Annotated in this window: 26 protein-coding genes and 2 pseudogenes; 15 read left to right on the top strand and 13 right to left on the bottom strand. The window is 64.9% G+C overall.

Annotation, left to right across the window (positions count from 1 at the left end; translation table 11 throughout):
* Positions 1 to 34: 34 nt before the first annotated feature.
* The 3 genes and pseudogenes from BN976_RS33050 to BN976_RS33685 all read left to right on the top strand — a co-directional run.
* Positions 35 to 250, top strand: a pseudogene (locus tag BN976_RS33050) (integrase core domain-containing protein); the annotation flags it as partial.
* An 87-nt stretch (positions 251 to 337) separates the two neighbouring features.
* Positions 338 to 751, top strand: coding sequence for a TetR/AcrR family transcriptional regulator (locus BN976_RS33390; RefSeq protein WP_145978013.1), 414 nt, complete (start codon positions 338 to 340; stop codon positions 749 to 751).
* A gap of 492 nt (positions 752 to 1243) precedes the next feature.
* Positions 1244 to 1474 carry a hypothetical protein gene (locus tag BN976_RS33685; protein WP_145978012.1) on the top strand — a complete coding sequence of 77 codons (231 nt, stop codon included), beginning with the start codon at positions 1244 to 1246 and terminating at the stop codon, positions 1472 to 1474.
* Positions 1475 to 1969: 495 nt separating this feature from the next.
* Here the strand turns inward: BN976_RS33685 and BN976_RS33680 are convergent, their stop codons facing one another.
* The 5 genes from BN976_RS33680 to BN976_RS29750 all read right to left on the bottom strand — a co-directional run bounded on the left by BN976_RS33680 (position 1970) and on the right by BN976_RS29750 (position 4471).
* The gene (locus BN976_RS33680) at positions 1970 to 2182 is read right to left on the bottom strand and encodes a hypothetical protein (RefSeq protein WP_145978011.1); all 213 of its coding nucleotides are present in this window, start codon (positions 2180 to 2182) and stop codon (positions 1970 to 1972) included.
* A gap of 4 nt (positions 2183 to 2186) precedes the next feature.
* Complete coding sequence (locus tag BN976_RS29760) at positions 2187 to 3086, bottom strand: hypothetical protein (protein WP_036376764.1); 900 nt, start codon at positions 3084 to 3086, stop codon at positions 2187 to 2189.
* Between the two features lie 111 nt (positions 3087 to 3197).
* Complete coding sequence (locus BN976_RS33970; protein ID WP_158498061.1) at positions 3198 to 3350, bottom strand: hypothetical protein; 153 nt, start codon at positions 3348 to 3350, stop codon at positions 3198 to 3200.
* 61 nt (positions 3351 to 3411) lie between these two features.
* Positions 3412 to 4161: a hypothetical protein gene (locus BN976_RS29755; protein WP_036376762.1), complete on the bottom strand. Its 750-nt coding sequence runs from the start codon at positions 4159 to 4161 to the stop codon at positions 3412 to 3414.
* Entirely contained in the window at positions 4151 to 4471 is a 321-nt protein-coding gene (locus BN976_RS29750; RefSeq protein ID WP_036376761.1) for a hypothetical protein, read from the bottom strand. The genes BN976_RS29755 and BN976_RS29750 overlap by 11 nt, the downstream gene beginning before the upstream one ends.
* Positions 4472 to 5145: 674 nt before the next feature.
* Between BN976_RS29750 and BN976_RS29745 the strand changes: the two genes are divergently transcribed.
* On the top strand, positions 5146 to 5466 hold the full coding sequence (locus BN976_RS29745) for a hypothetical protein (protein ID WP_036376758.1): 321 nt from the start codon (positions 5146 to 5148) through the stop codon (positions 5464 to 5466).
* Between the two features lie 202 nt (positions 5467 to 5668).
* On the top strand, positions 5669 to 6382 hold the full coding sequence (locus BN976_RS29740; RefSeq protein ID WP_051558643.1) for a hypothetical protein: 714 nt from the start codon (positions 5669 to 5671) through the stop codon (positions 6380 to 6382).
* Positions 6383 to 6401: 19 nt separating this feature from the next.
* Here BN976_RS29740 and BN976_RS29735 read toward each other — a convergent pair whose 3' ends face one another.
* From BN976_RS29735 to BN976_RS29720, 3 genes are all read right to left on the bottom strand, one after another.
* Positions 6402 to 6590 carry a hypothetical protein gene (locus BN976_RS29735; protein ID WP_036376916.1) on the bottom strand — a complete coding sequence of 63 codons (189 nt, stop codon included), beginning with the start codon at positions 6588 to 6590 and terminating at the stop codon, positions 6402 to 6404.
* Positions 6591 to 7130: 540 nt separating this feature from the next.
* On the bottom strand, positions 7131 to 7658 hold the full coding sequence (locus BN976_RS29725; RefSeq protein ID WP_036376756.1) for a PIN domain-containing protein: 528 nt from the start codon (positions 7656 to 7658) through the stop codon (positions 7131 to 7133).
* A gap of 20 nt (positions 7659 to 7678) precedes the next feature.
* Entirely contained in the window at positions 7679 to 8767 is a 1089-nt protein-coding gene (locus BN976_RS29720) for a helix-turn-helix domain-containing protein (RefSeq protein ID WP_036376753.1), read from the bottom strand.
* Positions 8768 to 8900: 133 nt separating this feature from the next.
* On the opposite strand from BN976_RS29720, the gene BN976_RS29715 reads away from it, so the two are divergent.
* Positions 8901 to 9365, top strand: a complete 465-nt coding sequence (locus tag BN976_RS29715; protein WP_036376751.1) for a prevent-host-death protein — start codon at positions 8901 to 8903, stop codon at positions 9363 to 9365.
* Positions 9366 to 9367: 2 nt separating this feature from the next.
* Positions 9368 to 9712, top strand: a complete 345-nt coding sequence (locus tag BN976_RS29710; RefSeq protein WP_036376749.1) for a hypothetical protein — start codon at positions 9368 to 9370, stop codon at positions 9710 to 9712.
* 163 nt (positions 9713 to 9875) lie between these two features.
* On the opposite strand, the gene BN976_RS33965 is transcribed toward BN976_RS29710, so the two are convergent.
* From BN976_RS33965 to BN976_RS29690, 5 genes are all read right to left on the bottom strand, one after another.
* Positions 9876 to 10073, bottom strand: a complete 198-nt coding sequence (locus BN976_RS33965) for a hypothetical protein (protein WP_337349805.1) — start codon at positions 10071 to 10073, stop codon at positions 9876 to 9878.
* Between the two features lie 97 nt (positions 10074 to 10170).
* Positions 10171 to 10524, bottom strand: a complete 354-nt coding sequence (locus BN976_RS29705; protein WP_036376747.1) for a hypothetical protein — start codon at positions 10522 to 10524, stop codon at positions 10171 to 10173.
* A gap of 1408 nt (positions 10525 to 11932) precedes the next feature.
* The gene (locus tag BN976_RS29700) at positions 11933 to 13339 is read right to left on the bottom strand and encodes an IS1380 family transposase (protein WP_036368218.1); all 1407 of its coding nucleotides are present in this window, start codon (positions 13337 to 13339) and stop codon (positions 11933 to 11935) included.
* Between the two features lie 156 nt (positions 13340 to 13495).
* Positions 13496 to 13741: a hypothetical protein gene (locus BN976_RS29695; protein ID WP_051558656.1), complete on the bottom strand. Its 246-nt coding sequence runs from the start codon at positions 13739 to 13741 to the stop codon at positions 13496 to 13498.
* 116 nt (positions 13742 to 13857) lie between these two features.
* Complete coding sequence (locus tag BN976_RS29690) at positions 13858 to 15525, bottom strand: alkyl sulfatase dimerization domain-containing protein (RefSeq protein WP_036376742.1); 1668 nt, start codon at positions 15523 to 15525, stop codon at positions 13858 to 13860.
* Between the two features lie 163 nt (positions 15526 to 15688).
* Here BN976_RS29690 and BN976_RS29685 point away from each other — a divergent pair, with 163 nt between their 5' ends.
* The 8 genes and pseudogenes from BN976_RS29685 to BN976_RS33675 all read left to right on the top strand — a co-directional run bounded on the left by BN976_RS29685 (position 15689) and on the right by BN976_RS33675 (position 26479).
* Positions 15689 to 16309, top strand: coding sequence for a TetR/AcrR family transcriptional regulator (locus tag BN976_RS29685; protein WP_036376740.1), 621 nt, complete (start codon positions 15689 to 15691; stop codon positions 16307 to 16309).
* Positions 16306 to 16752 carry an MmpS family transport accessory protein gene (locus BN976_RS29680; protein ID WP_199559032.1) on the top strand — a complete coding sequence of 149 codons (447 nt, stop codon included), beginning with the start codon at positions 16306 to 16308 and terminating at the stop codon, positions 16750 to 16752. Before BN976_RS29685 ends, BN976_RS29680 begins: the two co-directional genes overlap by 4 nt.
* Complete coding sequence (locus BN976_RS29675) at positions 16749 to 19673, top strand: MMPL/RND family transporter (protein ID WP_409366025.1); 2925 nt, start codon at positions 16749 to 16751, stop codon at positions 19671 to 19673. Before BN976_RS29680 ends, BN976_RS29675 begins: the two co-directional genes overlap by 4 nt.
* Positions 19670 to 20113 carry a hypothetical protein gene (locus BN976_RS29670; protein WP_036376735.1) on the top strand — a complete coding sequence of 148 codons (444 nt, stop codon included), beginning with the start codon at positions 19670 to 19672 and terminating at the stop codon, positions 20111 to 20113. The genes BN976_RS29675 and BN976_RS29670 overlap by 4 nt, the downstream gene beginning before the upstream one ends.
* 151 nt (positions 20114 to 20264) lie before the next feature.
* A pseudogene (locus BN976_RS29665) lies at positions 20265 to 21326 on the top strand (DUF222 domain-containing protein); the annotation flags it as partial.
* 21 nt (positions 21327 to 21347) lie between these two features.
* Positions 21348 to 22787: a recombinase family protein gene (locus BN976_RS29660; RefSeq protein WP_036376733.1), complete on the top strand. Its 1440-nt coding sequence runs from the start codon at positions 21348 to 21350 to the stop codon at positions 22785 to 22787.
* A gap of 348 nt (positions 22788 to 23135) precedes the next feature.
* Positions 23136 to 25031 (top strand): SIR2 family protein, encoded by a 1896-nt coding sequence (locus BN976_RS33040; RefSeq protein WP_145978010.1) that lies wholly within the window; start codon positions 23136 to 23138, stop codon positions 25029 to 25031.
* A 185-nt stretch (positions 25032 to 25216) separates the two neighbouring features.
* Positions 25217 to 26479 carry an argonaute/piwi family protein gene (locus BN976_RS33675; RefSeq protein WP_145978009.1) on the top strand — a complete coding sequence of 421 codons (1263 nt, stop codon included), beginning with the start codon at positions 25217 to 25219 and terminating at the stop codon, positions 26477 to 26479.
* The last annotated feature ends 276 nt before the right edge of the window (positions 26480 to 26755 follow it).

Raw genomic sequence — 26755 nt, 5'->3', positions numbered from 1 at the left:
CCCGCCGCAGACTCGGCCCAGATTAGCCGGATAACCGTGGCAGAACGCCTTCATCGAATCGTTCAACGGCCGACTACGCGACGAACTGCTCAACTCGTGGCGCTTCGATTCGCTGCTGGAGGCCCGGGTAATCATCGAGGACTGGCGCCGAGACTACAACGCCAACAGACCCCACACCGCTCACGGCGAACTCACCCCCGCCGAGTTTGCCCTACAGTGGGCCACGACCCACCAACCGAAAGTCGCATAGCGCCTGGACCACCAAACGGGTCCCCCTCACCTCGAGGTGAGCAAAGCTGCCGTCTACTATCATTTTCGCGCCAAAGACGACATCGTGATGGCAGTCGCGCAGCCAGTCCTGCAGGACATCGCTCGGCTGTTTCGGATCGCCGACACTATTTCTGACCCGGAGGCGCAACGCGAAGTCGTCGCCAGTTGCCTTGTCGAACTCGCTGTTCGGCACCGCAACCTCAGCGTGATCGTCGATGACCCGGCGATGAGTAGTCTTGTCAAGTCGGCCATGGGCCTTGACAGCGCCTTCGCCAAGCTCGCCGCCCTGCTGAACGGCGCCAACCCCGACACCGCGAGCCGCACCGCCACGGCAATGATCATCGGCGGAATCACAAGCGCGGTCACCGATCCCGGTCTGCAGGATGTCTCAGACGACGACCTGCACCGCGCGTTGGTCGACCACGCACAACATCTGCTGCGGACCCCTCGCCCACTGGCGTCGGCGACCGCGCCACGGTGAAGCACGTAGAGGACAAGGGACTCCAGACAGATGCGAAAACGCAGTTGCGCTCCGCCTGAACGCATTCTGCGCCAGAACCACGGATCCGTCTTCGACATGAACAGTCACTGCGCAACCCGACCAAACAGAACCTGTTCCAGATACGTAAGGACGGCACGTTCAACATGATCCAAGAGAAATGGTTCGACGACGTAGCCGCGGCCGGCGATGTCGGCTGATCGTCGCGGCCGACCCCCGAAGCCGTGCACAAGGCGCGCGGCAGTGGAGTCGGCCACGCAGAACCGGTGCACAATGGCTGCCGCGGAGGTGGTGTCCCGCCGTCACGCTTTCGGCTGCGCCGATGCAATCAAGCAGAGCAACGAGGGCTCCCCTCCCGGCTTACCCACCGACGAAGTGGTTCTCCGGAAGCTGTCGGGGTGGAGCCGCGAGCCCTCAGCTCGGTCCGGCCGGGCGAGCGCCGTGTTCCACACCGCCAGGGGTCGTTCACCGTGGATGAAAGTCCGTGTCGACCAGTTGATGCAACTACTGGCCGACGAACACAGGATCAGCGTCCCGCGAGGACTCATCCGCGCGGAGCTTTCCACCTACCTCACCAACGTCGCAACGATGTTCCGGGTCAGCCGCATAGAAGCCCGCCGTCTCGTCACCGACGAGATGCTGCGCGCATCGGCATGCGAAATCGCCGACGCCCACCACAGGCTGATGAAAAGAACGACACGATGACTATGCAGAGCGAAACCGAATGGTCCGATCACTGTTTGCGACTTCCGCTTGCCGTGCGAATCGGAGTGTTTCCGCCCTCCACCCCGCGCCGCCACAGCAGAGGAGCCGGTCGAACATGTCCGCACCGCGCTGCTCGCCCCCCGCACGCTCAGCTTCATGTCGGGAGAGGACCGCGAGACGTTGACAGAGCCGCTGCGCGACGGACACTGGGGCGACCCCCGGCGCTACCAGCACTCCTGGCGACAGCGCTCGTGGCACCCGTTTGATCAGGTGCAGCGGTGGGGAGCGACAGCCATACACAGTTCCGGAATCGACTCACCAGAGGCTGTCTGCCTCGGTCATCGTCAGCATCGCAATGCATAGACTACGCAGCCGCGCAATAGCCACCGCCTACCTGCTGATCAAGGTAGTGCTGCGCGACCCGATATGACCGCCAAGCTCACGAACGGCGGCGCGCCACCGGGGACTGCCGTGGCCGGCGCGACAGAATTGCTCTCAGGACAGACTCGACTCATTACGTGGATTGCGTCGGGACCGCAGCAGCAGATAGAGACTGTATGCGGCGGTAAATCCACTGGCAGCGAGAAGGATCCAGGTGAGCATCGATGACTCGCGGGTGGCCACTGTCAGCGCGAACAGCGCCAGGCCCGCGCCCATGACGACGAGTAGTGCCACACGTCGAGACCGATGCTGATTGCTTCCAGACATGGCCCTATGGTCCCAGCTCGGGGACGCGAGCGGTCCCCGGGTCGATGGTGACTAGGTCGTAGCCGGCGATGAGCCACGCGATGCCGGCACCCACGGTCAGCGGGATGCCTTCTGGCAGCGTGGCCAGACTGCCGCCCAAACCGAGGGTGGCGGCCTCGAAGGCGGCGACCCGTTTGAGCAATTCTTCGGGGCTGGTGGTGCCGCCGTAGGTCTCGTTGAACCATCGGGCGAAGTCGTTGTAGTCGATGCGCTGCTGCATCAAGGCGATGCGGAGTTCGTCCGCGGTGACATCTGGAGCCGGCGGGTTGGGGATCGACTCGCCGCGCAGCTGATGGTCGGTGAAGTCCCGGAGTGGGTCCGGAACACCCTGTAGCGGTGCCGGGGCGGGCGTGGGAGGCGGGGCCGGAGGTGGGCTCCTCTGATAGTCGACGGCCTGAATGCCTGTCGCGAGACCGGACGCTTGCTGGCCGGTGTCGGCGACGATCTGCTGTGTCCTGCTGACCTGGTAGCGCAGCGCCCGCAGGACCGCGGCCTCCTGCGCGGGGGTTCGGGCACGTTGCGCGGCGGCCATCGTGGCGTTGTTCTCCTCGACGAGCGCGTCGAGCCGGGCCGCGCCAGCGCGTACCGCGGTGGCCGCGTGTTCAAGGTGTGCGCCGACCTGGGCGTCGGACTGGGCGGCGGAGATCAGGTCTGACGCAACGCGTGCGTCAAGGTCTTGATAGGCGTCAATGGTGGCCCCGGTGAGCCCGCCGGTGCGCCGACTGGCAGCGGTGGTCTCTTCGGCGGATTGGCGGAGGCACGCGGTGCTGTCGGGTGCTCGTGATGTGCCGGGCCCGCCCCCGTACAGGGAGCGTGCGTGTCCGATGACTTCAGCTGTCCGAGCGCAGGACGCGACGATCGACATGCAAATAGTCTCGCGCAGCCCGGCGTGTGGTTCCGACACATTCTTGAGCGTGCCCGTCACAGCCTCACCGGGATGCTCGGTTGATTTCCGCTCCTGCCGCCACAGCGGCAGTCACTCCAGCCACCGCGCCAGCTCCGCGACCGACTCGGCCTCGGTCACCGCTCCGGTCGCGCGCAGCATCCGCCACCAGCTGCGTTCCTGAGCCAGGTACGCCTCCACGGCCGGAGGCAGCGCAGGTGGGGTGTCGAAGTCGTCAGGGTCCATACGTGATTGGACGCAGCGGGATCGGGATCGGTTCCATCCGCGTCCACGACCGCTGCGGGTGTCAGGCGCTCGCGCGGTGTGGGCCCGGATGCCCGACACGGCGGATGCAGGTCGCGCGCGCCCGCGGCATCCGTGCCCCGCAGCGCTGACCGCGGCGGCGCCGCAGGATGTCGGTGGCATCGCCGTAGTCAGACCGCGCGCGAGCAGCGCGCATGACAGCGACCAGCGCAGCGGCGGGATCAGGTGCGCCGGCATCGTCGTAGCCGTTGCGCATCGCTGCATCTGCCTCATCGCGAGACACCACCGCGGCGATATCGTCGGCAAGCAGCCCGAGCGCCACCAAGGCGCGGACCAGATGAGCTTCCGCGGGACGCGGCAGATAATCCCACCCGTCGATACCTGCGGCTTCGGCGACCACTTCGAGCAGTGCCAGCGCATCCCAGATCTGCGTGGCCTCCTCCTCGCTCAACTGCGCCGACTTCACCAGGGCGTTGGCCGCGTCGTACACCGCGTTTCCGGTGCGCGGGCCCGCGCAGATCACTTCGACCACGCCGACACCGTGCTCGACGCGCGCCGCGTAAATGACGCGGTGTTTCTTTCCGAGCACCTCGACAGTGTTCAGCCCCGCGAGACGATCGCCCGAAGAGCGGTTGCTCAGCGGATGCTTACCAACCGGATTGGCGCACAGCCGCACCAGCTCGGCGAGAACGGTCTCCTGTTCGTCAGCCGTCAGGCCGTCCAGATAGAGCAGAAAGGCCTCGGAGAAGACGACCTCAGCCTGGTCATCCGGGAACCGTTCGCTACCGCGCATCCGACTCGTCGCGCAGACGCGCCGACCTTTCACGCACCCGTTCGACATCCACGCCAACCTTCGCGCACACCTCATCGAGGCTGTACCGGCGGGAGCGCTGGGAAACCAGATCAGCGGCGGCCTCCACGACAGCCCAGGCGGCGTCACGGACTTCCCTGACCTCGGCGTCGACACGGGCAGGGGAATCGACCACGGCGACAACCCGGCCGTGGCTGGTGAGCGCCACCCGCTTGCTCTCACTCATCTCGGCCAGCGCAGAGACGCCCTTGCTCGCGGCGAGGGAGACGGGGACATTCATGGTTTCAGCCATCCTGCAATTCTATACATATCTGTACAGAATTGCAGGAGGTGGCAAAAGGCCCCGGGAGTCCAAGCTGTGAAGAGCTTGAATGGTCACCGGGGCGTTACGCCGATCATGCTAGCCAAGCCCTCAGTCACCCCTCAGCGTCGCATGCAGCGGGGGCGCGGCGGACTGTCACACCATCCCGCCGGGACATACTTGGGGACGTGACACAAGCGGGAGGGTGAGCGACGTGCCGAAGTCCACAGAACAGCAGCACCAGCAGACCACCAACAAGCGGTGGATCGCTCCCCGATCAGGCGGATACCGCCCCGGCGGCGATTCAGCCAGGACAGCTCCCGAACACGGGCGAGCACATCAGTCACGCCACCAAAAGGTTCAGGCGGCGTGGTGCCCGGGAACCGCAAGTGAGCGGTGACCGCGAAGCGCTGACAAGCGGTGGCTTCCAGCCCGTCGCACGCAGCGACGGTCCCCGCAAAGCTCCGTGGACTGAACCGAAACCCTCTGCGCCCGTCACACCGCCACCCGGCGGCGGTGGCATCAGTCGCCCCGCCGGCAAGTAACCAGGTCGGGGATCCCGACTTCCCGCCATAGACCGCACTGAATCGGTCTTTCCAGCTGACCCGCGGATCCAAGTAGTTCTACCGCTTCGCGACGCCGCTGCCCTGACTGACGATGGAACCATGAGTCAGGAACAGGCCCGAGACCGCGCCGTGCTGCTATCGATCACTGCTCTCGCCGCGATGGCCATCGCCTACCTGCTGGTGTTCACGGTGCTGCGCGACCCCGACATGACCGACAAGCTCATGAACGGCATCGCGCCACCGGGTACTGCCGTGGTCGGCAACCGGGTCGCGGTGATCGGCGGAATCATCGCCGCGCTCGGTGCGTGGACAGCCGCGATCACCAGCCGGCGGGTGATCCCGGTGCTGCTGGTGGTGCTCGCCTCGGTGCCGTTCGCGCCGATGACACTGTTCACGCTGGCTTTGGCGTTCGACGGCTGATCGCGCAAGGGTCCTGAGCCACCAGCTCGGCTGGGTGTCGAATTGGCGCACAGCACCCACATCCGGCGGGCTTAGGCTCGGAACCAGGCAGACTCACAGCGCACATCCCGCGAGCGTCACGCCTCCCGACCGGGCGTCCCTGTGGCGCGCCACCCGCGCTGCGGTCCAAACCCACCACGAAAGCAGATGGAGTTCCGACACCATGAACCGTCCGAAAACTCTTCTCCGCCAACTGGTCACCGCCGCTGTGCTGACGCTCGCCGCGACGACAGCCGTGGCGTGCGGCACCGAGGAGAAGCCGCTCACCATCGACGAGATGAAAGACATCTTCGCGGACAAGACTCTGCCCGGCGCAGCATCACCGTGGCCGAACATGGCCCCCACCGGCGACCACAGCGCATGCGCGCCACTGGACACGGCGATGGTCGACATCCCCGCCCGCAGCAGCTCCGAACCCCAACTGCGCCTACCCAAGCCGCAAGGGTGGATCCGCTTCACCCAGCTCGACAGCGAACTGATCCGCTACTCCCTGGTCAACGAATCACTGATCGCCGAGCAGTTCGCGCCCAACATCGTCATCACCATCGAGCCCGCACCGTCCGGCGATGCACGGACTGTTTACGAGCAGGCCCAGCAGAACCTCACCCGCATCGCCGGCGCCAAAGACATGAGCACCGAAGCAGTCACCGTCTGCGGCCTGCCCGCTGAGAAGCTCCAGTTCCGTACCCCGAGCATGGGCGCACCCGGACCCGACCAGCACGTCCAGGCACTGCAGATCCTCACCACCAGCGGCACCCAGCCCTACCTCGTCACCGCCACCGTGCAGACCAAAGACCCCGACAACCCCACCTACCAGCGCGACGCCGGCCTGCTCCTGACTGGGCTGCAGGTGCTGGCGCCGACGACGAATCAGTAGGTGCGGGGCGGCGCGATTTTCACACGTAGAGACGCCGCCCCAGCTCGGTGAAATCCACCTCGACCATGTCTTGGTCGCGCGTCACCTCGCAGTAGCCGAGCCGGCGAAGTTCCTCCAACGCCTCCCACGGCGGCCCCTCGTGACGCAGGGACCACCCGATCGCCGTCGGCGGGCCGTCGTGATGGTGGTCGACGAGTTGGTCGAGGATGCGGACGGCCGCGGGGCTCGGCGGTGGCGGTTCGGGCGCGGGCGCGGGACGGTCGCTTCTGCGCCACGGGAACCACCTCATTGGTGGAACTGTAGGCGGGGCGCTGACGACCGACACTGCGCCGGCCATCTGGATGCCGCTGGCTGCGTGGTACCGGTGCAGTCTCGGGAACCCGCGCTCAACGTCGAATGGTCCGCCGAGGGTGTGAGGCTGCGACAACAGCTTCACGTCGAGCACCGGCCACACCCGGTGACCGGCGCTCCCCGCACCACGACATTCTTCGCGGCCGACACCACAGCCCAGACGCCGCCAGGCGTGGACTCACGAGGTCGTCGGTGACGGCACAGACGCTGGCATGGTCTTCAACTGCCGGTTCACTCCCCTGCCGCTGAAACAGCCCCTGGCCGATGACCAGGACGCGTGGCTCGGCCTGATCGACCCGGGATTCACAACGCTCGCCCGTCGTTGACTCAACGCCCCTCGATGAGGCCGATAACCGGACAGTTCCACCGATTCGCCCGCATCGACGTAGCCGATCACCTACGGCAGCAGACCAACTCCATATGCCCAGCGGATAAAGCTATCAACCTGCGGCAACCGCATCCCGGTGGCAACGAGGTCAGCGTAGATCTGTTCCGCCGCCTCGGAGTCGACATCATCGAGTCGCTTACGCGCCTGCGCAATGATCCACATCGAGTTCACGTGCCGCACACCGCGACTGACAGCCTGGCCGCGGCCGCCACCGTCATCGATCACCGCGACCATCTGTCGATGAATCGCGCAGGCCAGCACAGCGCACTCGCCAAGGTGTTTGCGCGCAGACTCGCCCACCTGCGACGGCATGTACACTTTGATGTCGAGCTGAGTGTCCTGCTCCTGCTCGGTCAACACACCGACCTCTACCCATTCGAGGTCACCAACAGCTGGGATGTCGTAATCGCGATCCCGACCGTCCAAGACCTCCGAGTACACCGTGTCCGGGATCAGGATCAGTCCTTGCGGGGCGAGCCTGCGCAAGATGTCCTGATGCCCGGCGCGACAGAAGTGAGTGAAGGTCGACGTGTCCATCACCCACCGCGGCGGGGCGCTCAACCCATTCGGGCGTAGTCGGCGGCAATCTCAGCGCGAGGCTGCGGCAAATCAGCGATGTCCAACTGGCCGCGCAACAACTCCACCGCCCGTGGCGCCGAGATCCGCAGATCGACGTACGCGTCGAGCACGGCAGCGGCCAGCCCCGGAGACACCGACGGCGGTCGAAGCTCGTCTGTATCCAGAATGATCTGCAGCTTCGTGAACTCACCGATCGCGGGTCGTGTCGGCTCCAACACTCGCCGCTGCTCGTCCGTGATCAGATGGAGCGTGTGCAGGTGCAGCACCGCCGCCGACCACGACAAACGATAGATGCCCGCCACGCGAACCACCGTGTCACGCAGCCGCTCGGAGCGGTACTGGTTCCACAACGCGGTCACGCCAGCGCGCGGCGCCAGGAAGAATGCGGCAAACGAGGTGATCAGCTGCTCGGTATCGGTCCCGGTATTGGAATCAAAAGCATCGCCGAACAGCCAATGACCGAGTTCATGGGCCAACGACATGCGTCTCCGGCCGACCCGGGCATCCCCGTCGATGACCGCCACTGCCGCACCGTCTGCCACCGCGACCAGCGCGCCGTCGGCACCCTGCTCGCCGAACCTGAGCGCGCAGGAATACAGGCCGAACCGTTCCGCGACGGCCGCGACATCGCCAAGCGGCTCATGGCCCAATCCGAGGTGTTCTCGCACCTGGCGCGCAACCATCTCTGCCGACGCGACTGACTGAGGAGTCCGCCAGGCCGGCCGGTCGGGCAAGGGCCGGATCACTCCGTCGGCCAGCAATTCGGCCACGTCGCCGGCGAACAGTTCCAGCGCCTGATCGAGCCTGGCGGTCACCTCGTGACTTGGACCCGCCTCGGCGCGGCGACTGATCACCGCGGCCAGGGGGTCGCGCACGAACCATGCCAGCGGGGTCGACAGGGCAGCTGCCAGGTCGACCAGTTCGATGGCCGACACTTTGCGCTTACCCTTCTCGATCAGGCCGAGCGCGCTGCGGTCGATTCCAATGGTGGCAGCAAGATGTTCCTGCGTCAGATCGCGGGCCTTTCTGGCCTCGACAATCCGCTCACCAAGGATCTTGCCGTCCATATGCGCGATTTTCACACATTCCGGCTTCTGGTGTCGACTAACAATTGCGCGACCAGATACGGGACGAGCCTCCGCGCCGCTGAGCGACGGAACTCACTTGGACTTCCGAACACGTTCCGAATAGCATGGCGGCATGGCCACAACCGCGCTCCGCACCACCACGCGCCGCTCCTCGGACCTGAGCAAGCGCTCAGCCGAGGTGTTCGCCGAGGCTGAGGATCACCCGGTGACGGTGACCCGCCGTGACGGCGAAGATCTTGTGCTCATGTCGCAGCGTGAGGCCGACAGCCGCAACCGTATGCTGCAGTTCGCCGCGCAGCTCATCGGCGCCGCGGTGAGTGACGACGGCCCTCTCGCCGACCGCATGTCCCGGGCTTTCCCGTGGATGCTCGCCTTGTCGCCGCAGGACCGTGCTACCTGCGCCCAGGATCTCGTCGACGCCGCGCGGGCCTCTTTCTCCACCGACCAGCCGCACCGGGTGCTCTCGGAGCTGACCTCGTGGCGGGAGACGGCGACCGCGATCGCCGCCGGACTCGGCCAGGCCGATCTCGAGTGGTTGGACGACGGCGATGACGACACCGTTGTGGAGCGTCCGTAGCGGTGGCAGGCAAGGGGGAGCTTGTCCCGCGGCCGCCGAAGAAGATCGAGTACGAGATCCGCTTTGCCACGACCAACGCCAAGAGTGGGTGGCAGGATCTCGCCGCGACGATCCGCAACCCTCTCGCCGACGCGTGGGACTTCCTGACGCGGACCCCGCTGGCGAACCTGCCGACGAACTACCCGCTGAAGGGCGAGTACGGGACGATCGACCGCGACGGCAAGGCGCACACGCGCTGGCAGCACAAGCCGACGCTCAAAGGCACCGCCCGCATCTGGTTCTACGTTGAGGGGCGGACGGTCTACTTGGAGCAGGTGCACACCAGTCACCCGAACGAGACGAAGTAGGCCACGCAAGATGCGCGACGTGTGCAACAACGTCCGCAACTTGCGGAAGAAGGTCTCCCCGGCTGCACCTGGCGCTTCTTACCCGAAGTTACCGGTCACGATGTGTCCCGGCTGCACCCACGGTCGCGTGGGCGGACCGCGGCACCCGCGCTTTCGATAACTGCTAATCGACCCCGCTGAGGTCTTCGGCGCTCCAGCGCACGGCGGTCACCGGTGCGGCGGTAATCACGGCGGCCAGTGCCGATTCCACCGCGCGGTCATTGCGCTCGGCTGCGACGACCATGGCCACGATCCTCACCTCGTTGTCGGCCACCAGGTCTTCGGCGGCTACGGAACGAATGGTGAAGTCGGGGCGGGCGATTGCGTCTGTCCGTTCTCGTTGAACTTGGCGGTTATCGCAATCGAGTTGGCGGTTGACGAATTGCGGCCGGCGTCCCGATTAAGCTCTGCGGCGCTGCCTACTTATTGCGGGTCAGCCCATCACGCTCATGCGAGCAGAACACACACGGCTGGCCGTCTTCACTGCCGTACTCGACGAACCTGGCCACCTCACCGACGAGCGCACGCGCCGTCTCCGTGTCCAATTCCGCTCCCTGCGAGCTCACCGGACTCAACGACCCGATACTCGCAATAAGCGGCACAACAGATTTCGGATCACCGGTCACATCAGCTGCGGCCCGATTGCCGACGAACACCGTGAACAGATCGTGCTCCGGGAAACCGACGTTGAACCTCAACACCCACCACACATCACCGACCTCGGCGGCGAACGGAAAGAAGCGATACCCCGTTCGCACCCACAGTGGGGCCATAGTCCAATCAATACCGACACCGCCACCTCTCATACCGTGAACCCTAGAACAGCACCTCTTCCTGCGACGCGGCGTGCTGGGCATGGCGATGCTCTGACAGCTCCCCTGACCAGCCACCACGGAATCGGTATGCGGAATTCCCGGGCGGTGTGCTGCCACGATCTGGATGAGTCAGCATTGCATTCCGGCCCTTCTGGGGTCGGACTACTCTTTCCACCGCAGTCGAGTGAAGCCGCCCTCGTCACCGAACCGCCAGATCTACTGAACGGCGGTATAGGCGAAGCGTCTCCGTCGAACTGGCGAACGCCAGGTATTCGCCGTCAGTTCGACTGAGACCGCACAGCGTCCATCACCAACGCGCGCACCTCGCTTTCGGCCTCTGCCCGGCAACGCACCTCGAAGCGATACTCCGTCTCGCCTGACTCGGTACCCAGCGGCACGGTTGCGGTCCAGGGCGCGGCTGAGCGGACGCAGCTGGGACATCGGCTGCGATCATCGCGAGCGTGCCGGCCAGCCGCGACCTTGTGGGCATCGGCGGCAGGTCTGGTCACTGGAAAACGCAGGAGCGCGTCTCATACCGCGGGGCACCAGTTAACAGATTCGGCCCCACCCGCACACGCTCCCCGGTTTGCGCTGCGCTGCCCGGCCATCACGTGCCGTGACACGGCTCACAGGATTTCGTAGACAGTTGTCGGACGCCAAACCGATGGCGCAGAACGCACGAATATTTTCGGTTGACGCACTTTTGACCAGCGGAAACTGTCAGCACGGCGTGCAATCACGGCGCTACCTGCAGTGCAGCATCCATGTCGCCAGAAGGGGGAGGGGGTCGTCAATCATGAAGAAATTCACTGAAACACTTTTCGCTACAAAAACGGTCTTATTGTCGGATGCGTAAAAGTAGAATTGCCTGATAGATACATATAACTAGATACACTAACTAAAAACATGAACGAGTAAAAGAAACTGTCACCATTCATCGCCCCGATAAATCGCTGTGAGCCACGTCACATGCGACCGTGTAAAGACGGTTACCGTCAGACCCCCTCCCCCCTCTGGCGACATCAATGCAACTGTCCAGCTCACGGCGAGATCACCGAAAACTCTGACACTTTCCGCAGGTCAACGGTGCGCCAACGGGAAAAGTTAGTGCGATCTACACCAGCGGAATGCGCAGGGGCACGAGACTGCGGAGCGCAGAGACGGCGAACGGACTCGGGTATGCACCGTTGGGCGCTAACCCGGATTTTGCATCGAAGTTGATGTGGGTGCGGTTCGGCTGCTGAATTGTGTTGCGGGGTGGCGGTTTCGGCGTAGTGGAGTGGTTGATCGTCCCGTGTCGCCGGGTGGGGCGGGCTTTCCCGAAGGCCTGGTCTTTCGTGGTCGGTGGGTCGGGTGGGCCGGAGTTCTATCTGAAGGCGGTGCGGATGGTCTGCCAGGCGGTGGCGATCGCGTGCGCCCATCGCCAGGTGGCATCGATGCGTAGCCGTAGTTGTCGGGCGCTGCGGGTGATGCGGGCCGCCACGTGCAGGACCCGGTAGCGGAAGGTGGTGATTTCGGCGCGGGCCAGGCCGGTCTCGGTGCGGAAGCCGATCAGTCGTGTCCAGGTGACCAGGTCGGCGGCGGCAAGGACGATTTCCAGCCAGGCGGCGTTGGCCCAGAACGAGTGGCACGGCAGGTTACGCAGGCCGGTGGCTTTGAGTTCGCGGATGCGGTCTTCGACGCGGGCGTGCTGGCGGTGGCGCAGTTCCAGGCCGGCGACTTGGCCGGCCACGACACCGGGTGGTGTGTCGGTGATGAAGGCGGTGACCCGCATCCCGTCGGCGTCGGTGAACCGCAATTGGGCGCCGGGGTGGGGGCGTTCTTTGCGCAGGATCAGTCGGGTGCCCGGTGGCCAGGAGTCCAGGTTGACCAGGTCGGTGGCCTCAGCGATCCAGGCGCCGTCACGGATACCACCGTCGGTGTCGATCGCCGGGTACCAGCATTGGCCGAGGTTGAGGGTGTCCACCGCGTCCTGCACGCGGGCATCGACGGGGTAGCCGAAGGAGAACCCCACCCCCTGTTCGCGGCAGGCGTCGGCGAACTTGTGGGTGGCTCCGGCGGTGTCGCAGCGCACCAACACCTTGGGTGCTTCAGGGTTGTCGGGAGTGGCGGGGTCGGGCCGACACACCGGCGCAAGGGCGGCCAGTGCCTGGGCCAGGACGATGATGTGATCACTGGCGGTGTTGGAGCCGGCGTTACCGGTGCGCAGCAGCCCGGCCAGAGCTTCCCCGCCGGCGATCTCGGGGCGGTCCAGAAACGCCAGCAGCGGGTGCAGGCCGAACGTTTTCTTCCAGGTCGGGGCCGCGCCGTGCTTGTTGTCGGAGTGATCGATGACCAGGGTGGCATCGATGTCGATGTGCAGCCAGTCATCGCCGGTGGGTGCGGCTCCGGCGGCCCAGGCCGCCGCGCGCGCCGCGGCGCGCGCTGCTCGCACTGCGGGTAGGTGGGCGGCGTCGATGCGCTCATCGACCAGTCGCCACATCGTGGTGGTGGAGGCTTTCGCGCCGAAGGCGTGCTCACGATCCCCGCACAACTGGCCGACGGCGTCGATGCAATCGGCGCCGTCGGCGACCGCGGCCGCCAGGTCGGCGAACACCTCCCCGGGCGCATACACCCACGGGCCGCGGTAGGTGTCGGCCAACGCGGCGGTCACCTGCGTCGATAGCCCGGTCCAGTCGGCGAGTTCGCGCAGCATGGCCATCCCGGCATGCGACACGACGCCATGGCCGTCGGCGGACACTTTCACCCGTGATGTGGTCGCGATATTCTTCACCTGCGAGGTGCCTTTCCGCTGGAACGATCCGAACCTTAGACAAGTCCGATTATTCCTTGCAGGACAGGCACTTTCGCTTATCTACACACCCTCACCAGCAACAAACCACGAAAAATCCGGGCTAGCGCGGATCAGGATCCGCGCAATTCACCGTGATCACTGCGGCGGAATGAGCGGAGGGCGGCACACATTGGCGACCGGATCCCACCACCACCCGTTGTCACAGCCCAGCGGTGTCGGAGAGATCGGCGCCCGGCAGGTGGCGGCGACGGGATCCCACCAGCCGTTCTCGCAGTTCGGAACGACGGGCGCCTGGCAACGGTTGGCGACCGGATCCCACCACCAGCCGTTTCCGCACGAGGCCGACGCCACCGCGGGCATCACGCCCGCGGTGAATGCCATCGGTATGAAGGCGGCGGTCGCGACGATCGTGGCGCGCAGAGACTTCTTCACGGCTTCCTCCCGATATTCGACGTGTGTCGGTGGCCTACCCGATGGCGGGCCGGCGTAATCCGCACTCAGCGCATGTGCATGTAGAACGGTGTCGGTTCGGTGTCGAGCAGCGACTGCAGCGTCGTCCACGCGGCCGCGTCGCCGGCCACCACTTTCGGGTTCCCGCCGGGGCGCAGATCGGCCGCGGTTGCTTCGAGCACCACGTCGGCGTCGTCGGCGATGCCGTCCTCGAGGAGCAGTACGCGGTGCCGGACCCGCACGGTGAGTTCCTCACCCGAGCCCGCATCGCGCACGCCGACCGCCACCGTCGTGCCGGCCGCCTTGTCGGCGTCGAGCTGGTAACGCCACCCCCGGGCGATATCGCACGTGCTCTGGCCGACGGCGAGCATGGCGCCGAAGGCCTGCAGGATCATGCCCGGGTCCACGGCGCCTTCGAGTTCCAGCGCGCCGGTCAGATACCAGGACCGGGCAATGGGATTGATCTCTTGATATCCCCGCGCCCGCAGCGCCGCAGCCTTGACCAGCTTGGCGTCCTGGTTGTCCGGGTCGGCGCGCAACGCGATCTGCGCCAGTTCCGCGGCCATCTGGTGGTTTCCGGCGCTGTGGTCGGCCTTCGCGGCATCGAGCACCTTGTCGACGCCACCCATGAGTTCGGCCAGCCGCGTCGACTTCTGCGCCGGCGGCGCCGGGAACAGGTCGGTGGCGTCGCCGCTGAACCAGCTGACCCATCCGGTGTAGAACTCGGGCACCGCGGTGAAGGGGGTGCCGTACATCGGCACGGTGAACGGCGGGTCCAGGATTTCCTCGGGGAGGTCCTTGAGTGCGTGCTGCAACTCCACCGGCGTGTAGCCCTTGTTGATCAACCGGATCGACTGGTCCCACAGGTAGCGCACGGCGTCGCTGTACTTGGTGACGTGCTCGGCGATGGCGTCTTTGCCCTGGATGGGGATGATGTGGGTGCCCAGCAGCCACTCGGGCCGGATGTCGAGCACCCGATTCATCGCGCCCAGGTAGTTGTCGGGAACACGGGGCTTGGAGCCGCGGATCGAGTGCAGATTCGGTATGCCCGTGAAGAATTCGTCGGCGATGATCACCAAGTCGAGATCCGGCAGGTGGATCCCGAACTCGCTGATGGCCTCGCCGCCGGTGTAGAAGATCTCCATCCGCACCCCGGCGATGGTCAGCGAGGTGTCCTCGGCCAGGAACTTCGTCGGAGCGACGAACCCGGTCTCGCCACCCGCCGGCAGGCAACCGATGCCATGGTGGTGGCGGTCCTCGGGCGGCAGGAACGCGCCGCCGTAGTAGCCGGCCCCCATGCTCTGGCGGGCGATCAACTCGCCGAACTCGTTCTCCCGTTCGGGGTTGAAGTTCTGCCAGGCGTAGATGTCGACCTTCCCGGATTCGACGTCGGCGGGCTCCACGATGGCGCTGGTACCGCTGTAGTGGTCGGCATGGTGGTGGGAGTAGAAGGCGGCCTTGACCGGCTTGTCGGTCACCTTCTTGATCTCCTCGGCGATGATGCGTCCGGCCGCCATGTTCACGCCGGTGTCGTAGACGATCAGCCCGTCGTCACCCTCGATGAACACACTGTTGCCCAACAATTCACCGGGGCAGTACACCGTCCACACCGGAAGGTCGGCGCACCGGTAGGTGCCATGACGTTCGACGGTCATTCGCCGGTGTTCGAGGAAGTAGTCCGGCCAACTGCGTTCGACGTCATAGGGATTCGACATGGGACCCATTGTTGCCGACGGGCTCGAACGGCGTTGGTGAGTGCGCGGATCAGTCGTATCGGGATTCGGGACCCACGACAGATCGCGCAACCTCTGGTCTCGGCGCCGTCCGGGCGCTAACATTTCGACCCGTGTGGAATTCTGTGGCTGTGGAAATCTGACGATGAGCCGTCAGGAACCCGTCGTCAAGCGCACCGGGCGTCGTCCGGGGCCCAACACCACGCGCGAGCTGATCGCCGACACGGCCCGCAAGCATTTCGCCGCGTTCGGCTACGACCGCACTTCGATGCGGCAGGTCGCGCTGGCGGCCGAGGTGGATCCGACGCTGGTCGCCCACTATTTCGGCACCAAGCTGGACCTGTTCCTGGCCGTCGTCGAGTTGCCGATCGACCCGGCGGCGCTGATCGACCGGGTGGTCGGCGGTGGCCCGGACAATCGCGACGGCGCGGGGGTGCGGCTGGCAGCGGCCGTGCTCGACGTCCTCGACGACGAGGTCCGGCGCCGACCCGTGGTGGGCATGATCCGCGCCGCGACCTCCGAGCCCGAAGCCGCCAGGCTGGTGCGGGACTTCTTGACCCGCAATCTGCTGCTGCCGATCGCGCAGCGACTCGAGGCCGACCTTCCCGAATACCGCGCCGGTCTGGTGATGTCCCAGATCGTCGGGTTCACGCTGGCCCGGTACATCGTGGGCATCGAACCGCTGGCCACCCATCCGCGCGAACTGGTGGCCGCCGATCTGGGCGCGACGCTGCAGCGCTACCTGCTGGGGGAGCTGAGCCGGTGAGCAGAAGCGCGGTCGGCGGACTCCTGATGCGAAGGTGGATGCTGCTGGTCGCGGTGCTGGTGATCGCGTTGTCCGCATTCGCCGTGTACCGGCTGCACGGTGTCTTCGGGTCTGACCACGATGTCTCGGCCGGCGGTGTACTGCCCAACCAAGCCGTGTCGCTGAACCCCAAACACGTGCTCATCGAGGTGTTCGGTGAGCCGGGTTCGGTGGCGACGATCAGTTACGTCGACATCGACGCGCAGCCGCGGCGCGTCGACGGCGCGACACTGCCGTGGTCCTACGACGTGACCACCACCCAGCCCGGGGTGTTCGTCAATGTCGTCGCCCAGGGCGACAGCGATTCGCTGGGATGCCGCATCACGATCGACGGCGAGGTCAAAGACGAGCGAATCGTCAACACGCTCAACGCCTACACCTACTGTCTGGAGAAGTCCGGGTGAGACAGCAGCGCATCGAGGACCGTCCCACGAGGTCGGTGGCGGGCCGGATCTCGCGGACCATCCGGTGGTGGTCGGTGCCGATTGTGTTGGGGTGGCTGCTCATTGCGGTGTGCACCAACATCTTCGTGCCGCAGTTGGAGGAGGTCGGCGAGGCGAACAATGTCGGCTTGAGCTCGCCGGACGCACCTTCGCTCATAGCGATGAAGCGGATGGGCGCGGTGTTCGACGAATTCGACTCGGACAGTTCGGCGATGCTCGTGCTCGAAGGCGACGAACCGCTGGGTGCCGAGGCGCACCGGTTCTATGACACGTTGATCCAGAAGCTGTCGGCGGACACCACTCATGTGCAGCACATCCAGGACTTCTGGGGTGACCCGCTGACGGCGGGCGGCTCGCAGAGCGGCGACGGCAAGGCCGCCTACACGCAGGTGTTCCTGGCAGGGGACCAGGGCGATTCGCTGTCTCTGGAGTCGGTCGGTGCGGTGCGCGACATCGTGGACAACACGCCGCCGCCGCCGGGGGTCAGGGCCTACGTGACCGGCGGGGCGCCGCTGTTCGCCGACCAGATCCTGGTCGGTGGTGAGGGTCTGGTGAAGGTCACCTTCATCACCATCGGCGTCATCATCGTGATGTTGCTGTTCATCTACCGGTCGGCCGTCGCGATGCTGCTGGTGATGCTGACGGTGATCGTCGAGATGAGCGCGGCCCGCGGCGTCGCGGCCCTGCTGGCCGATTCCGGGCTCATCGGCTTGTCCACGTTCGCGACCAATCTGCTGACGCTGCTGGTGATCGCCGCAGGCACCGACTACGCGATCTTCCTGATGGGCCGCTACCACGAGGCCCGCCACGCGGGTGAGGACCGCGAAACCGCCTTCCACACCATGTACCGTTCGACCGCCCACGTGATCCTGGGTTCGGGGTTGACCATCGCCGGCGCGGTGTTCTGTCTGAGCTTCACCCGGCTGCCGTACTTCCAGAGCATGGGACCGGTGGGCGCGATCGGGGTGCTGGTGGCACTGGCCGCCGCGCTGACGCTGACGCCCGCCATCGTGGCGATCGCCGGCGCCTTCGGACTGCTCGACCCGCGGCGGGCGGTCCAGACCCGGCGATGGCGACGCATCGGCACCGCGGTGGTGCGCTGGCCGGGGCCGATCCTGGTGGCCACGGTCGCGGCGGCATTGGTCGGCCTGCTCGCGCTGCCCGGCTATGAGACCAGTTACGACCAGCGCCGGTATCTGCCGGGGGACACCCCGGCCAACCTCGGCTACGCCGCCGCTGAGCGGCACTTTTCCGCGGCCACGCTCAACCCCACGCTGCTGATGCTCGAATCCGATCACGACCTGCGCACTCCGACCGGCATGATCCTGCTGGAACGGGTCGCCAAGGCGATCTTCCACACCGACGGCATCGCCCAGGTGCAAGCCATCACCCGGCCGTTGGGCACCCCGCTGGAGCACAGCTCGATCCCGTTCCAGATCAGTGCGCAAAGCATCGGACAGATCGAGAACCTGCCCTTCCAGTCGGCCCGCGCCGACGATCTGCTCAAACAGGTTGCCGAGATCGACAAGTCGATCGCCACGCTGAAACAGCAATATGCGCTGCAGCAGCAGGCGAGTGCGGCCACGGCCGAACAGGCCGAGGCGTTTCACGAGACGGTGGCGACAGTGCACGACCTGCGCGACAAGATCGCCAACTTCGACGATCAGTTCCGGCCCATCCGCAACTATTTCTATTGGGAGCCACACTGTTACAACATCCCGATGTGTTCGGCGCTGCGCTCCGTCTTCGACGCTCTCGACGGGATCGATGAACTGGCAAGCCAGTTCGGCAACGTCACCGCAAGTCTGGACAAGTTGAACGAGTTGCAGCCCCAGCTGCTCGCGTTGATCCCGACCCAGATCGACAGCCAGCAGGCCAACCGCGACCTGGCGATGACGAACTACGCCACACAGTCGGGGATCGCGGCCAACAGCGAGGCGTCGTTGGAGAACGCCACCGCGATGGGACAGGCCTTCGACGCCGCCAAGACCGACGACTCCTTCTACCTGCCACCCGAGGTGTTCGACAACCCCGAGTTCCAGCGCGGCCTGAAACTGTTCCTCTCCCCGGACGGCAAGGCCGCCCGGATGATCATCACCCACGACGGTGATCCGGCGACGCTGGAAGGCATTTCGCACGTCGACGCCATCCGCGCGTCGGTCAAGGATGCGGTCAAGGGCACGCCGCTGGGCAACGCCGACATCTACATCGGCGGCGCGGCCGCAACGTACAAGGACATCGCCGAGGGTGCCAAGTACGACCTGATGATCGCCGGCATCGCCGCGATCAGCCTGATCCTGCTCGTGATGATGTTCATCACCCGCAGCCTGATCGCCGCACTGGTGATCGTGGGCACCGTGGTGCTGTCGCTGGGGGCGTCGTTCGGCATCTCGGTACTGGTGTGGCAACACATCCTCGGGATCCAGCTGTTGTGGATCGTGTTGGCGCTCTCGGTGATTCTGTTGTTGGCGGTGGGATCGGACTACAACCTGTTGCTGGTCTCACGGTTCAAGGAGGAGATCCACGCCGGACTCAACACCGGCATCATCCGCGCCATGGCCGGCTCCGGTGCGGTCGTGACCGCCGCGGGCCTGGTGTTCGCCGCCACCATGGCGTCTTTCGTGTTCAGCGATCTGCGGGCGATCGGCCAGGTCGGCACCACCATTGCCCTCGGGCTGCTGTTCGACACCTTGATCGTGCGGGCATTCATGACGCCCGCGATCGCGACACTGCTCGGTCGCTGGTTCTGGTGGCCCCAACGTGTGCGCCCCCGCCCGGCCAGCCTGATGTTGCAGCCCTACGGATCCCGCGCCGCGGTCCGGCAGCTGCTGCTCTGGGAGGACGACGACGAGTCCGTCGCACCCAAGGGGGCGAAACAGTGAGCATCTTCGGTTGGCTGACGGCACTGTCCTTTGTGGCCGCGTTGGTGTTCGCCGCCGTCGCCTCCGTCTACGTCCGGCGGTTGCTGCGGCGCACGCCCACCGAGGTCGGCGAACGGATCGGCAGCGTGCACTCCGTGCTGCACAAGCTGCGCAAGGGCGAGCCGATGTCGCACGCCGAGGTGGATTTCGCGGCGCAGATCATCTCCGAGCGCCGGTCCCCGATGGCCTTCGCCATTCCCGGGGCGCTGTTCAGCGTCGGCTGCCTCTACGTGTTCGGCAAGTACGACCAGTTGGACGGTGCTTCCCCGTCGTGGGCGACGTTCATCGGGGTGCTGCCCATGTTGGCGGCGCTCAACCTCACCGGTCAGCTGCACAGGATCGGCCGCCTCAAACCGCGGGTGGCGGAGGCGCGGCGACGCGAGGATGCCGCACACAGCTGATCGCCTGCAGGTGTTCGGACTGCTTGGTGTGGTGTTCGACGGCCCCAGGATTCGCGCACGCCGGGAATACGCATGGTCACCCACGAGACCGGTTGTCGCTGAGGACATCTGCCCGTCCGGTTTTGTCGTACCCGGCTGTCATGATGGGTTCATGTCCGGGAATGTTCGTGATCAGCGCCTTGGGGTGTTGTTCGAGGAGTTGGCGCAGTTGGCTGGGCAGCGGAACGCGATCGATGGGCGGATCGTGGCGATCGTGGCCGAGGTGGATCGTGAGCGGCTCTGGGGTGGTACCGGGGCCCGGTCGGTGGCGGGGTTGGTGGCCTGGAAGATGGGCACCTCGACGGCCAACGCCAAGGCCATCGCCGCGGTCGCGCACCGGTTCGAGGAGTTGCCGCGCTGCACCGAGGCGTTGCGGGAGGGCCGGTTGTCGCTGGATCAGGTCGGCGTCATCGCCCAGCGCGGCGGGCAGGGCTCTGATGCCCATTACGCCCAGTTGGCCGCGGTGGCCACGGTCAACCAGTTGCGCACCGCGATCGCGCTGGAACCACGCCCCGAACCCGAACCGGTGCCCGAGCCCGCCTCCGACCCTGAGTCGGTGCCCGAGCCTGCGCCTGAGCCCGAGCCTGAGCCGCGGGGGGTGATCACCAAGACCAGTGACGACACGTCGAGTACGTGGCGGATCACCCTGCCGCACCTGGAGGCCGCCACGTTCGAAGCCGGGCTGCAGTCGCATCGGGATGCCCTGATCGCCGAGTGGAAACGCGACCACGACACCGGTGACACCGAGGCCGGCGGTGGTGGCGGGGTCGGTGTGCAGGCGCGGCCGTTTCCCGACACCGTGGATGCCTTCCTGAGGCTGGTCGAGGCCGGGTGGGACACCGAGGCCACGCGGCGCCCGCACGCCCAGCACACCACCGTGGTGGTCCACGTCGACCTCGAGCAGCGCGCCGCCGCACTGCACCTGGGGCCGCTGCTCACCGAGCCCGAGCGCCGCTACCTGAGCTGTGATGCCACCTGCGAGGTGTGGTTCGAACGCGACGGGCAGGTCATCGGGTCCGGGCGGGCCACCCGCACCGTCAACCGGCGGCTACGCCGGGTCCTGGAACACCGCGACCGCTGCTGCGTGGTCCCCGGCTGCGGGGCCACCCGCGGCCTGCACGCCCACCACATCGTGCACTGGGAAGACGGCGGTGCCACCGAGGTGTCCAAGCTCAAATGTCGCTAAACTACCCTCATGGCGAAAACGAAAACCCCAGCTCAGCGCGTCGGGGTGCGGTCGGCGGCGATATATGCCCGAATCTCAGCCGATGTGGAGGGCACCGGCCTCGGGGTCGCTCGCCAGCTGGAGGACTGCCGCAAGCTCGCCGCCGATCGCGGCTGGCCAGTCGGTAACGAGTACGTCGACAACGATGTCTCGGCCTACTCCGGCAAGCCGCGCCGCGAATACGCCCGCATGCTCGATGACCTGAAAACTGGTGCGCGGGATGCGGTGATCGTCTACAACCTCGACCGGCTACATCGTCGCCCCGTCGAACTCGAAGAGTTCGTGACCCTGTGTGAATCGGTCGGGGTGCGCGATGTCGCCACCGTGACCGCCGACATCGACCTGGGTAACGACGATGGGTTGTTTATGGCCCGCATTTTCGCTGCGTTCGCGGCCAAAGAATCCGGCCGCAAATCCGCCCGGGTCCGCCGCAAAATGTTGCAGAACGCCGAACAAGGATTACCGCACGGCTCGGCACGCCCCTTCGGCTACGAACTCGACAAGATCACCATCCGCCCCGACGAAGCCAAGGTGATTCGGGAGATGGTCGACCGCTACCTTGCCGGGGCGTCGATCCGGTCGTTGACGATCTGGCTCAACGACACCGGGATCGCCCCGGTGGTGTCCAAGTCCTGGCAAACCACAGCGGTACGCCAGATCTTGATCTCGGGCCGTATCGCTGGGCTGCGCGAGCATCACAGGGAGGTGATCGGCCCGGCGGCGTGGCCGGCCATCATTACCCCCACCGAGCGTGACCGCATCTTGGCGCGCATGGCCGCTCGCTCCGTGACCAAGACCCGCGCCCCACGCACCTACCTGCTGTCGGGGATGTTGCGGTGCGGGCGCTGTGGGAATCGGTTGTTTTCCCAAGCCCGCCATAACAATCCGACTAACCGGGTACGTCGCTATGTCTGCTTGAAAGGCCCCGACCATGGCGGCTGCGGACGACTCACGGTGGTCGCGCAACCGGTCGAAGACTTGCTCACCGATGCGGTGCTGACCCGCCTGGACTCCCCACAGCTGGCAGAAGCATTGGCAGGTAAGTCCTGTGTGGATGCTGACGTGGCCGCGTTGGCGGCGCAGTTGGAGGCCGATCAGTCACGCCTGGATGAGCTGGCCGGACTCTATGCCGAGGGTGCGGTGTCGGCGCGGGAATGGATCGCTGCCCGTGATCCCATTAACGATCGGATCACCCAAGCCCGCCGCGCTATCGCACAGGCCACCGACACCAGTTCAGTGGTGGATCTGGTGGGAACCGGCGACATACTGAGAGGCGAATGGGATGACCTCGACATCGACCGCCAGCAAGCTGTCGTGAAATCAGTGCTCGATCATGTCGTGATCGCACCCGGCACCCCCGGCTCCCGCAGCCTGGATATCAATCGAGTTCAACCTGTCTGGCGAGTTTGAAGTGAGGCCGTTGCTCACCGCCGCTGAGGTTCGACGGCGTTCTGCTGGGAGCTCATCGTCTGCGGAGTTGCTGCACTCTACGTTTTGTCGGTCCCAGTCGCGAGTCTCCATCGCCTACTCTCGCCGCAGTAGTTCAAGTACGAAAGTAAAGGGACTGCCAATTGAGCACAGTCATGCGTTAGTCGGCCTCGTCGGCGCGTGGCTGCCCCGATCGGCTTCCTCAGCTAACAAACCAGTGCAACCGACAGTTGCGTATGAGTTCCCGGCTCTGGTCAGCGTGTCGAATGCCATCCGAGGATATAGGTAGTTCGTATTCTGTAGCCCGTTACCGACGTGAACGGAAGACAGTTGGCAAAGACAGACACAGATCGCGGTGCCGGAGATGCAGCGATTCCCGGAGTGCGGACGCATTCTCTTCGAGAATTCACAACGGTATGGGCTGTACAGCGTTCAAAGTTCGCCTGGCTCCTCGGTGCTGGAGCCAGCGCCTCGGCAGGTGTGCCGCTCGCCAGCTCTATCCGCGACCGACTCTTGGTCGATCGGTATGCGGCCGAGCACCAGCTCATCCGTCAGGATCTCGACGAAACCGACCCGACGCAGCTCCAACGGATTCATGCCTATTTTAACGACAAGAATGGGATGCCCCCGCTGGGTAGTAGCACCGATTATTCAGCCGCATTTGATCTTTGCCTGCCTGATCCGAATGCCCGAAGGGCACTCTTGCGAGAGCTCATCGACAACGTGAAGCCAGCGTTTGGGCAGCGATTGTTTGGCGGACTGGTAGTTGCTGGTGCTTGCGATCTCGTCATCACAACGAACTTCGACCGCCTCATCGAACAGGCGGTTAGTGAGGCGCATCGAGCAGGCACAAACCTGGATCTTCCCCTGCAGCGCGAACTCAACGTTGCCGGTCTGGACTCCACTGTTCGGGCTTCGGCGGCGTTGCAGGACCGCCAGTGGCCCCTTGCGGTCAAACTGCATGGCGATTTTCGGGAAAAGAAACTGATGAACACTGATGAGGAACTGCAACAGCAGGACGCCAGTATGCGGCAGTTCGTTGTCGACGTCAGTCGGCAGTTTGGGCTCGCGGTCAGCGGCTACAGCGGTCGCGATCGATCCGTGATGGAGATGCTTGAAACAACCGTCAGAACTGTTGGCGCGTGGCCGTATGGCATCTGGTGGTTTTGCCGTCCCGACAATCCGATCCCCGGGTCGGTACGGAATCTTCTTTCGGTTGCAGCGCAAAACGGCATCGAGGCAAACCTTGTAGTTGCAGCAGGTTTCGACGAAACTATGTCGGCACTTGCCCGGCAGGTGGTCGTCGACGAGCCCATGCGTGAGTACTTCAACCGCCTGCATCCCAAGCGGCGCTCAACACCCGCCTCAGTGCCATCTGCAAACCGTCAGTGGCCTGTGCTGCGATTCAACGCTCTGCCTGTACATGAGGCGAGCGCGGAGTTGACCAGGATCGTAATCCCGGCCGAATGGAACCGCAGAACCGTACGAAGCGCGTTGGCTCCGCGTGCCGACTGGCCGGTGGTGGTGAACGGTCCCGGCGAGGTGATCTGTCCCGGCGACCCCGACGCCGCTCTTGCGCTTCTTACCCGCGCTGGTGCGGAAAAGTCACTTCCAGCGCCAGGCCCTGCGAGCACGATCCACACGGATCTGCTCGCGGACAACGCGCCATTTCACCACCAAACCGTACTGCTGCATCTCATCGCGCATGCGCTTCAACAGGTACTGCCAGTTCGGATGCAAACCGATAGGCACGGAAGTCCTGAGCTGATCGTGACCGCACCCGCCGTAGGCGAACCCGCCGAATTCCCCGTGGCCCGAACACGACTCAACCGTGCGTACGAGGACAAGCTCTTCGGCTACCTGAGTAGGACGTACGGACGGACTGCAGAGGGAAAGGACCGGTGGTGGGCCGAGGAGGTCCAGTTGTCCTTCGACAAACGCGCGGGCAGGTCATGGCTTCTGTTCACACCGAATACGTGGGTTTCGCCCTGGCCGGTCATCCATCCTCCAAAGCGCACTGATATTGACCCCGCGAACTCATGGCGCGCCGAGCAGTGGGCGCAGCGGCGTTTCAACGAGAGGTGGGCCGAGATCATTCGAGCGTGGTCGGCGCTCATCTCACCTGACGAACCGACTGTTCTTGAAACGACATGTTCGGCGACGGGCACGGCGCGCCCAGCACGTATCATCCTCGGCCGCACCAACGCCTACAGCAGGCCAGCCTAATGACACCCGACGCGAACCCGGACCAGTACGCGGGCTCCGCGCTACCAGCGTTCTGCCGAATTAGTGACACCACTCTGGTATTCGGCGCACCGCCCGGGCGACCGCGCGGCAACGACCTCAACCCGCTACTCGGCTTACACCGGCATGGGCCGTACTCGCCGTATCCGACAGGAGATCGAGTACGGGTGGCAACCGTAACGACGGGAAACCAGCAGAAGCGACTCTTCCGCTTTCTTAAACAGCTTCATGAAACCGCGCCTGCTACTGACAGATCGGCGTACGTGCCCGATTTCCCCGGGTTTGAAGCGGCATTCCGCGTTCGCCTCGAAGGCATCAACGACGATCTGTGCAATATCAATCTTCCTGCCAGCACACCCGAGCACGGCACCGACGACTCCCACGCCAACGTCTTCAATGCCCTCGTACGAGCCATTCATGCCCTCCGGGACCACCGCGAAAAATGGGACGTCATCGCGATTCTGCTTCCCGCCAGTTGGGAAACGTTGCGGCGGTCTTCTGATAGTCGATACGACCTCCATGACCGCATCAAAGCTGAAGTGGCACCGCTTGGCATCCCGGTACAGTTTCTCTGGGAGAACTCAGCCCTCGCCAGCAAGCAGTGGTGCTCGACGGCTTGGCGCCTCTCGCTTGCGCTGTTTGCCAAAGCTGGCGGTATACCGTGGCGCATCACGCCCACTACATCTCAGCCGACCGCCTACGTGGGCCTTCACTACGCTATCCGCGGCGGCACCAAGAACGAGCACGTCACCTGCTGTTCTCAGGTATTCGACTCCCACGGCGGCGGACTGGAGTTCGTCGCCTACAACCTCGGGCCTGGAGATCGTGGCAGACGAAACCCCCACCTGACCCGTGAGGAAATGCATGCGGTCATGAGCCGCACGGCCGACCTGTACAGGCTGCGGCACGTGGGCGCAATGCCCAAACGATTCGTCATCCATAAGAAAAGCCATTGGCGTGACGAGGAAATCGATGGAGTCTTCGACGCTTGGGGTGTAGCAGACGAAATCGAATGCATTTCACTGCAGAAGTCACGATGGCGAGGAGTCGAGCTGAAGTCTCAAGGAGACTCGGAATCCGGGCCCAAGCCGGCGACCATGGCGATCAAACGTGGCACCCTGCAGCAGTTTGATGGAAACACGGGACTGCTCTGGACGCGGGGGCCGGCGCAAGTCGGCGTCAAAGGCCAGTACTTCAGCCCCGACGGGAAGAGTCTGCCTCGCCCAATCACCTTCACCCGCTACACCGGTCATGGCGACCTGGACCTCCTTGCCGCCGATATCCTCGCGCTCACCAAACTCGACTGGAACAACGACAGTCCGTACAACCCGCTGCCCGTCACACTCGGATACGCCGAGAAGCTCGCAGAGGTTGTTTCGAATGTTCCGAAACTCGACGACAACGTCTACCCCTATCGACTCTTCCTCTGAAATCGACCTGACCTGCTGCACTACGTCCCACAGTCCCCCGCCAGTCCCGGGCCCCGCCGCACAGTCTGAGTTTCAAAAGACAAATTTAGAAGTGTGCAGGTCAGGGACTCGCAGCTCGACACAAACCTGACTTAGGACATTTTCTGGCGTCGCGGCTCTGTGCAGGGTGTTGAGCTGGGAGTTCGTTCGGTGTCAGGTCGAAATTTGCGCACTAACCCGGATTTTGCATCGAAGTTGATGTGGGTGCGGTTCGGCTGCTGAATTGTGTTGCGGGGT

Origin of the sequence: Mycolicibacterium austroafricanum (assembly GCF_000612725.1) — a bacterium.
Classification (GTDB): Bacteria; Actinomycetota; Actinomycetes; order Mycobacteriales; family Mycobacteriaceae; genus Mycobacterium; species Mycobacterium austroafricanum.
The sequence above is the reverse complement of the archived record's forward strand: the minus strand, read 5'-3'. Positions and strand labels throughout refer to the sequence as shown.

Bases quoted from the DNA above. Each gene is read 5' to 3' on its own strand.
- BN976_RS33680 (WP_145978011.1), bottom strand. From the start codon at position 2,182: ATGTCTGGAAGCAATCAGCATCGGTCTCGACGTGTGGCACTACTCGTC.
- BN976_RS29695 (WP_051558656.1), bottom strand. From the start codon at position 13,741: ATGGCATTCACCGCGGGCGTGATGCCCGCGGTGGCGTCGGCCTCGTGC.
- BN976_RS29740 (WP_051558643.1), top strand. From the start codon at position 5,669: ATGAACCGTCCGAAAACTCTTCTCCGCCAACTGGTCACCGCCGCTGTG.
- BN976_RS29660 (WP_036376733.1), top strand. From the start codon at position 21,348: ATGGCGAAAACGAAAACCCCAGCTCAGCGCGTCGGGGTGCGGTCGGCG.
- BN976_RS33685 (WP_145978012.1), top strand. From the start codon at position 1,244: ATGAAAGTCCGTGTCGACCAGTTGATGCAACTACTGGCCGACGAACAC.
- BN976_RS29715 (WP_036376751.1), top strand. From the start codon at position 8,901: ATGGCCACAACCGCGCTCCGCACCACCACGCGCCGCTCCTCGGACCTG.
- BN976_RS29745 (WP_036376758.1), top strand. From the start codon at position 5,146: ATGAGTCAGGAACAGGCCCGAGACCGCGCCGTGCTGCTATCGATCACT.
- BN976_RS33970 (WP_158498061.1), bottom strand. From the start codon at position 3,350: ATGGACCCTGACGACTTCGACACCCCACCTGCGCTGCCTCCGGCCGTG.
- BN976_RS29705 (WP_036376747.1), bottom strand. From the start codon at position 10,524: ATGGCCCCACTGTGGGTGCGAACGGGGTATCGCTTCTTTCCGTTCGCC.
- BN976_RS29750 (WP_036376761.1), bottom strand. From the start codon at position 4,471: ATGGCTGAAACCATGAATGTCCCCGTCTCCCTCGCCGCGAGCAAGGGC.
- BN976_RS29690 (WP_036376742.1), bottom strand. From the start codon at position 15,525: ATGTCGAATCCCTATGACGTCGAACGCAGTTGGCCGGACTACTTCCTC.
- BN976_RS29685 (WP_036376740.1), top strand. From the start codon at position 15,689: ATGAGCCGTCAGGAACCCGTCGTCAAGCGCACCGGGCGTCGTCCGGGG.
- BN976_RS29720 (WP_036376753.1), bottom strand. From the start codon at position 8,767: ATGGACGGCAAGATCCTTGGTGAGCGGATTGTCGAGGCCAGAAAGGCC.
- BN976_RS29725 (WP_036376756.1), bottom strand. From the start codon at position 7,658: ATGGACACGTCGACCTTCACTCACTTCTGTCGCGCCGGGCATCAGGAC.
- BN976_RS29760 (WP_036376764.1), bottom strand. From the start codon at position 3,086: ATGTCGATCGTCGCGTCCTGCGCTCGGACAGCTGAAGTCATCGGACAC.
- BN976_RS29755 (WP_036376762.1), bottom strand. From the start codon at position 4,161: ATGCGCGGTAGCGAACGGTTCCCGGATGACCAGGCTGAGGTCGTCTTC.
- BN976_RS33390 (WP_145978013.1), top strand. From the start codon at position 338: ATGGCAGTCGCGCAGCCAGTCCTGCAGGACATCGCTCGGCTGTTTCGG.